Genomic DNA, 6,031 nt, shown 5'->3' on the forward strand with positions numbered 1-6,031 from the left:
CTTACTCACCTTCTCTTAATGGGGGCATTTCCTTTTCATAAACAGGTTTTCCTTCTTCTGTGGGAGGGGCTAACCAGTTAATTATATCTTCCAGTTCCCCTTCATTACATTTAATTTCCACATGGATCGACCCTAGCTCTTCTTCTCCTGCAGGAAAACTGATGCGTCCCACAAAAGCAACCTGTTTATTGAGCATGAAACTTATTTTTTCTTCCGGGCTGTGTATTCCTTTTTCGAGAACGGACCTTGCGGTATCGAGGATTGCTTCATCCCGCAGCAGGTGGTGGAATATTTGCAGGTCACGATGGTTGCAATCTATAACTGCGATATTATCATCTAAACGGGGTGCAAGACCACTAATCCTTGTAAGCGCCTCGCATACCTTTGAGACATCCTCTGTTGGATTTACACGGGCCCAAAACTTAACGCTGGCCATTTATTCTTCCCACCGTATCTTTCACCTGTTTTCTAAATTCCTTGAGACTTGCGGTGTTGTCAATGGTTACATCGGCAGTTTCCATTGCCTGACCCATTCCCCATTTCATCTCCCTTTCGTCCCTGATTTTCAAATCTTCGATTTTTTGCATGTCATCGCTTCTGCATCTTTTACGCACACGTTTAAACCGGTTTTCAATAGGACTGCTTATAGCGATTAATGAAAACTCATCTCCAAATTCTTTCTTGAAAATTTCCACCTCTGCAATCCCGCGGATGCCATCGATCACAACAACATCGTTATCATTCTGTTTGATTTTCGGGATACATCTCCTGGCAACTGCATCCATGCCTTCTTTGTCCCTCAGGTCATTGGCTACCATTCCAGTGTTGCTGTCTGTTGGATCGAGCTGGCGGTGCTTGACCTCTTCCCGTATCACATCTCCCATATTGATTACATTAATTCCCATATTACGGATCACTTTTGAGGCTTCGGATTTCCCGGAGGCGGGCATTCCTACAAAGGCTATTATTTTCATGAGTTGTTTCTCCTCTCCTGCCCTATGATATGTTATTATTTATATATCGTTATCCCTATGGAATATCATGCAAATCGGAAAGATAAGGCTTGGAGGAAACCTTTTGCTTGCTCCAATGGCAGAGGTAACCAATCTTGCCTACCGGGTAGTTTGCAGGCGTAGGGGTGCATCTTTTGCTTTTACCGAGATGATCAATTCCGAGGCGATACTGCACGACAATGCAAAATCACATCAGATGGCTCTAAGTTTTCCGGATGAGGGTATATTCGGTGTCCAGATATTTGGCAATTCTCCGGTTTCTATGGCAAAGGCTGCCTGCCTGATTGAAAATGAATCATCTCCTTCAATTATAGATATCAATGCGGGCTGCCCGTCTCCCAGAATCCGAAAAACGGGTGCGGGCTCAAAGCTTATGGAAAAACCCGATGTGCTGGAAAATATTATACAGTGTGTGGTGGAATCAGTAAATGTGCCTGTGACTGTAAAGATACGCGTATTCAGGGATGTGTCACAGACTGTGGAACTTGCATCAAGGCTTGAAAACGCCGGTGTCTCGGCCATAACAGTCCATGGAAGGACTGCCATGCAGCACTATTCGGGGTTGGCGGATCATTTGCACGCTCGCAGGATAAAAGAGGAACTATCAATTCCTGTTATTGCAAACGGGGATATACGGGACGGTGTTTTTGCTGCCCAGGTTCTTGAATATACGGGATGTGACGGTCTTATGATAGGGCGGGCAGCCATGGGAGATCCTGATATCTTCTCAAGGATAGGGTCATTTCTTGAAAGCGGCACGGAGTCCCCTCCAGCCGGTTGTGATCAGAGAAAAAGCAGTCTGGAGGAATACCTGAAACTGCTGGAAACCTATGGGTTGGACAAAAATGTAAACCTGGCAGCACATTCTGCGTGGTTTACCAGGGGTCTTGCAGGTTCCAGGTCATTTCGCAAATCCATCCAGAACGTAAAGAGTAGTGATGATATCATTTCCAGGATGGGAATGCTATGCAAGGAGTCATAATTGTTCTTTTAGGATTTTTTAAAATAATTTTTATCTGTTATCACCGAAAAACTAAATAATAATTAGCTATTCTACACAATTAAACATTGCATTTATTCCAATTACCATCCAAACGGTAATTGTTGATGCATGCGGGTTCGTATCCGCTATCTACAATATATGTTCATTACGTTTGTTACGGAGAATACAGATGAAAGAAATAAGAATACATGGTCGAGGCGGACAGGGTTCGGTTACAGCAGCCGAACTACTGGCAGGCGCCGCTTTTGAGGATGGCCAGTTTAGCCAGGCATTCCCGGCCTTTGGTGTCGAAAGACGTGGAGCGCCGGTTCAGGCTTTCACAAGGATCAGTGATGCCCCAATCAGGCTCAGAAGCCAGATTTATGAACCAGATTACATAATCGTTCAGGACCCCACTCTTCTTGAGGTAGTGGATATTGACAGCGGGGCAAAAGATGATGGTATCATACTTATTAATTCTGATTTTGCTCCGGAAGATTTTGATCTTGACACAAATGCCCGTATAATGACCGTGAATGCAACAAAGGTAGCTCTTGATATCATTGGAAGGCCTATTGTCAATACTGTTCTTTTAGGAGCCTTTGCCGGTGCAACGGGCGAGGTCAGGGCCAGTTCAATTGTTAATGCAGTAAAGGGGCGCTTCTCTGGTAAAATAGGAGAGAAAAATGCAGAGGCTGTGCAGAAAGCCTATGACTTGATGGCGGAGGATAAATAATGAGCATACAACTCGGAGGAGTCTGTCAACCCGGTACCACGAGGGTAAACAAGACAGGTGGCTGGAGAACTTTCAGACCAGTCTTTGATTACGACAAATGTATCAAATGCAAATTATGTGAACTGCTCTGTCCTGATATGGCAGTACTACCCATGGACGACGGATTCTTTGAATTTGATTATGATTACTGCAAAGGATGCGGAATCTGTGCCAATGAATGTCCCACGGAAGCCATTGATATGGTACTGGAGGAGAAATAAATGACAGTTATACGTACCCTTGACAAGGATAAGATGGATGTGGCCGAAGGTTCCTATGCAGTGGCCCATGCTGTGAAGGTATGCAGGCCAAATGTTATTTCCGCATATCCTATCACACCACAGACCCATATTGTGGAGGACCTTTCCCAGTTCATGGCCGATGGTAAGATTCCAAACTGTGAATATATAACAGTCGAATCAGAGTTCTCCGCCCTTTCGGCTCTTGTAGGTTCTGCAGCAGCAGGTGCCAGGTGTTATTCAGCCACCACCTCACAGGGGCTGGAACTGATGCATGAGGTGCTTTTTAACGTATCAGGAATGCGCCTGCCGATTGTAATGACCATCGCAAATCGTGCGGTCAGTGCCCCGATTAATATCTGGAACGACCAGCAGGATTCCATCTCTCAGCGGGATACAGGCTGGATCCAGATGTATGCCGAAGATCTGCAGGAAATCTCGGATATGACCGCTCAGGCTTACAAGGTTGCAGAAGATAAGGATGTAATGATGCCTGCAATGACCTGTATGGACGGTTTCATCCTGTCTCATGTTTATGAGCCCGTGGTCTTGCTGGAACAGGACCTTGTGGATGAATATCTGCCTGCTTATGAACCGGAATACTCACTCGATCCTAAAAACCCGCTTACATTCGGTGCCTTTGCAGACCCGACTGTATATACCGAATTCAGGTACCTGCAGCAACAGGCAATGGATAATGCCCTGCCCAAGATAGAAGAAGCTGCCAATGAGTTCTATGAAATATTTGGAAGGTACTATGGTGGTCTGATCGATGAATACGAGACAGAAGATGCTGATATAATCCTTATGGCTATGGGTTCACTTGTAGGAACCATCAGGGATGTCGTGGATAAACTCCGTGCGAAGGGAGTCAAGATCGGCTTACTTAAAGTAAGGACTTTCAGGCCATTCCCGGCAGAAGCAATAAAGAATGTTATCAAGGATGCAAAGGTTGTTGTCGCACTTGACAAGAACATCTCCCTGGGACTCAATGAAGGATCCCTGTTTACCGAGACCAAGGCAAGCCTGTATAATACTAAGGTTGATGTCCCGATAGTGGGCCGGATGATCGGACACGGTGGTCGTGACATACCCGAAAAAACCATTGAGGATATAGTGGAGGAAGCTAAAGGCATAATCTCTTCGGGTATCAACACTGAGAGCAAATATGCTGATCTGAAGGAGGAATTGTTGTGAAATCATTGTTTACATCAGGACACCGTGGTTGTGCAGGTTGCTGTGATGCAATGGTGGCCAAGTTCACCCTTATGGCCGCAGGAGAGGACTGTATTATTATATCCCCTACCGGCTGTCTGGAAGTTATGAGTACACCTTACCCTGAAACTTCCTGGGAGGTCCCGTGGGTTCATTCCCTCTTCGAGAATGCAGGGGCTGTGGCTTCCGGTGTGGAGGCTGCCCTTAAGGCAATGGGTAATAAAGGTGATACCAAGGTAATCGCTCTGGCAGGAGATGGTGCTACTCTTGATATCGGGATGAGATCCATTTCCGGTGCCTTTGAGAGAGGCCATGATATAACCTATGTATGTATCGATAACGAGGCATACATGAATACCGGTGTGCAGAGGAGTGGTGCTACACCCTTTGATGCGTCTACCACAACAAGCCCTGCCGGAAAGGTTTCCTATGGGAACCCCAGGCCCAAGAAGAACATGCCTGCAATTATGGCAGCTCATGGTTCTCCATACATTGCTACAACTTCCCTGGGTTATCCCAGGGATATGATCAAAAAGATCAAGAAAGCAACCGAGATTGAAGGCCCAACCTACATTCATGCCCATGCGCCCTGTACCACAGGATGGGGTTTTGACACTTCCAAGACTGTGGAAGTTGCAAAACTGGCAGTACAGACCGGTCTGTGGCCGCTGTATGAAATGGAGAATGGTGAAGTTACAAAGGTACGCAAAATAGGCAAACAGAAAAAGCCTGTCGAGGATTATCTCAAGATGCAGAAAAGGTTCAAACATCTTTTCAAAATGGAAGGCGGAGAGGAACAACTCAAACTGATCCAGGCACTTGCAGATAAAAACATTGAAGATTTCGGGCTTGAATAAGTCTGAAATCTCCTTTTCTTTTTCTATGGCGGCAAGTAATCTTTCTAATTTCCCTCAAATATGGGAACTTCTTAAAAAGGAGTATCCTGATCCGCAGCCTGCTCTGCATTTCAAAAACCCTCTGGAACTGCTGGTAGCCACTATTCTTTCAGCCCAGAGTACGGATGTGCAGATCAATAAAGTGACACGTGAGTTGTTCAAGAAATACCGCACGGTTTTTGATTATGCGGATGCGGACATCCGACAACTGGAAAAGGATATTTATTCCACGGGTTTTTACCGCAACAAGGCCAAACATCTGCAACAGAGTGCCAGAATTATCATCGAGGATTTTGGGGGTGAAGTTCCATCCACGATGGAAGACCTGTTAAAACTGCCCGGGGTGGCTCACAAAACTGCCAATATAGTGCTTGCCAGGGGTTTTGGTGTAAAAGCGGGTATTGCTGTGGATACCCACGTCAAACGTCTTGCTACAAGACTGGGTTTTACTGAAAATAAGGATCCTGTCAAAATTGAAAAGGATCTGATAGAACTTGTCGATCAAAGTGAGTGGGATGATTTTTCCCTGACCCTGATATTACATGGCAGGAACATATGTTTTGCCCGCAAACCCGCCTGTGGAGAATGTGTTGTACGTCATCTCTGTCCTTCTAGTATTAACCCAAGTTTGACAGTATCCACTCCTTGCTGAAGAAACCGTCTCCTCTTCCAACCTAAAAATTTCACTTTTTTGTCAGGAAAAACCATTTGACAGTATTAAATAATTCAAGTCAATTTCTACGATTTCATCCCTTTTTGCCTTAAAATCAGTGTATTTATAGCATCAAAGTTAGCGTAAATGTATCTTTTTGCCTTATTTCTCATGTAATCCACGGTAACTGTCAAATTCAATAAGCTATTTTTAATGAATTTTGTAGACTTAGATTTGAGTTCATCATACTCATATCGCA

General features: G+C 45.0%; 8 protein-coding genes and 1 pseudogene. 6 read left to right on the forward strand and 3 right to left on the reverse strand.

Features of this window, described 5'->3' with window-relative positions; all coding sequences use genetic code 11:
* Position 1: 1 nt before the first annotated feature.
* Both A9957_RS02315 and A9957_RS02320 read right to left on the reverse strand, forming a co-directional pair.
* Positions 2-436, reverse strand: a complete 435-nt coding sequence (locus A9957_RS02315) for an RNA-binding domain-containing protein (RefSeq protein WP_096712066.1) — start codon at positions 434-436, stop codon at positions 2-4.
* Positions 423-974 carry a dephospho-CoA kinase gene (locus A9957_RS02320; RefSeq protein ID WP_096712065.1) on the reverse strand — a complete coding sequence of 184 codons (552 nt, stop codon included), beginning with the start codon at positions 972-974 and terminating at the stop codon, positions 423-425. The genes A9957_RS02315 and A9957_RS02320 overlap by 14 nt, the downstream gene beginning before the upstream one ends.
* Before the next feature lie 67 nt (positions 975-1,041).
* Here A9957_RS02320 and dusB point away from each other — a divergent pair, with 67 nt between their 5' ends.
* The 6 genes from dusB (at position 1,042) to nth (ending at position 5,772) form a co-directional block, all read left to right on the forward strand.
* On the forward strand, positions 1,042-1,995 hold the full coding sequence (gene dusB, locus A9957_RS02325; protein WP_096712064.1) for a tRNA dihydrouridine synthase DusB: 954 nt from the start codon (positions 1,042-1,044) through the stop codon (positions 1,993-1,995).
* 190 nt (positions 1,996-2,185) lie between these two features.
* Positions 2,186-2,731, forward strand: a complete 546-nt coding sequence (locus A9957_RS02330; protein ID WP_096712063.1) for a pyruvate ferredoxin oxidoreductase subunit gamma — start codon at positions 2,186-2,188, stop codon at positions 2,729-2,731.
* Positions 2,731-2,991, forward strand: coding sequence for a pyruvate synthase subunit PorD (porD, locus tag A9957_RS02335; RefSeq protein ID WP_096712062.1), 261 nt, complete (start codon positions 2,731-2,733; stop codon positions 2,989-2,991). Before A9957_RS02330 ends, porD begins: the two co-directional genes overlap by 1 nt.
* Positions 2,992-4,206: a pyruvate synthase subunit PorA gene (gene porA, locus A9957_RS02340; RefSeq protein WP_292343045.1), complete on the forward strand. Its 1,215-nt coding sequence runs from the start codon at positions 2,992-2,994 to the stop codon at positions 4,204-4,206.
* Positions 4,203-5,081 carry a pyruvate synthase subunit PorB gene (gene porB / locus A9957_RS02345; protein WP_096712060.1) on the forward strand — a complete coding sequence of 293 codons (879 nt, stop codon included), beginning with the start codon at positions 4,203-4,205 and terminating at the stop codon, positions 5,079-5,081. Before porA ends, porB begins: the two co-directional genes overlap by 4 nt.
* A 25-nt stretch (positions 5,082-5,106) precedes the next feature.
* A complete protein-coding gene (nth, locus tag A9957_RS02350) occupies positions 5,107-5,772 on the forward strand; it encodes an endonuclease III (RefSeq protein ID WP_292343047.1) in 666 nt (221 codons plus the stop codon).
* 86 nt (positions 5,773-5,858) lie between these two features.
* Here nth and A9957_RS02355 read toward each other — a convergent pair.
* Positions 5,859-6,031, reverse strand: a pseudogene (locus A9957_RS02355) (IS1634 family transposase); the annotation flags it as partial.

The sequence above is a fragment of the Methanohalophilus sp. DAL1 genome, assembly GCF_001683555.1.
Lineage (GTDB): Archaea > Halobacteriota > Methanosarcinia > Methanosarcinales > Methanosarcinaceae > Methanohalophilus > Methanohalophilus euhalobius.

What these genes read in the sequence shown, in the direction of transcription:
- A9957_RS02315 (WP_096712066.1), bottom strand. Translation starts at nt 436, where the DNA reads ATGGCCAGCGTTAAGTTTTGGGCCCGTGTAAATCCAACAGAGGATGTC.
- A9957_RS02320 (WP_096712065.1), bottom strand. Translation starts at nt 974, where the DNA reads ATGAAAATAATAGCCTTTGTAGGAATGCCCGCCTCCGGGAAATCCGAA.
- dusB (WP_096712064.1), top strand. Translation starts at nt 1,042, where the DNA reads ATGCAAATCGGAAAGATAAGGCTTGGAGGAAACCTTTTGCTTGCTCCA.
- A9957_RS02330 (WP_096712063.1), top strand. Translation starts at nt 2,186, where the DNA reads ATGAAAGAAATAAGAATACATGGTCGAGGCGGACAGGGTTCGGTTACA.
- porD (WP_096712062.1), top strand. Translation starts at nt 2,731, where the DNA reads ATGAGCATACAACTCGGAGGAGTCTGTCAACCCGGTACCACGAGGGTA.
- porA (WP_292343045.1), top strand. Translation starts at nt 2,992, where the DNA reads ATGACAGTTATACGTACCCTTGACAAGGATAAGATGGATGTGGCCGAA.
- nth (WP_292343047.1), top strand. Translation starts at nt 5,107, where the DNA reads ATGGCGGCAAGTAATCTTTCTAATTTCCCTCAAATATGGGAACTTCTT.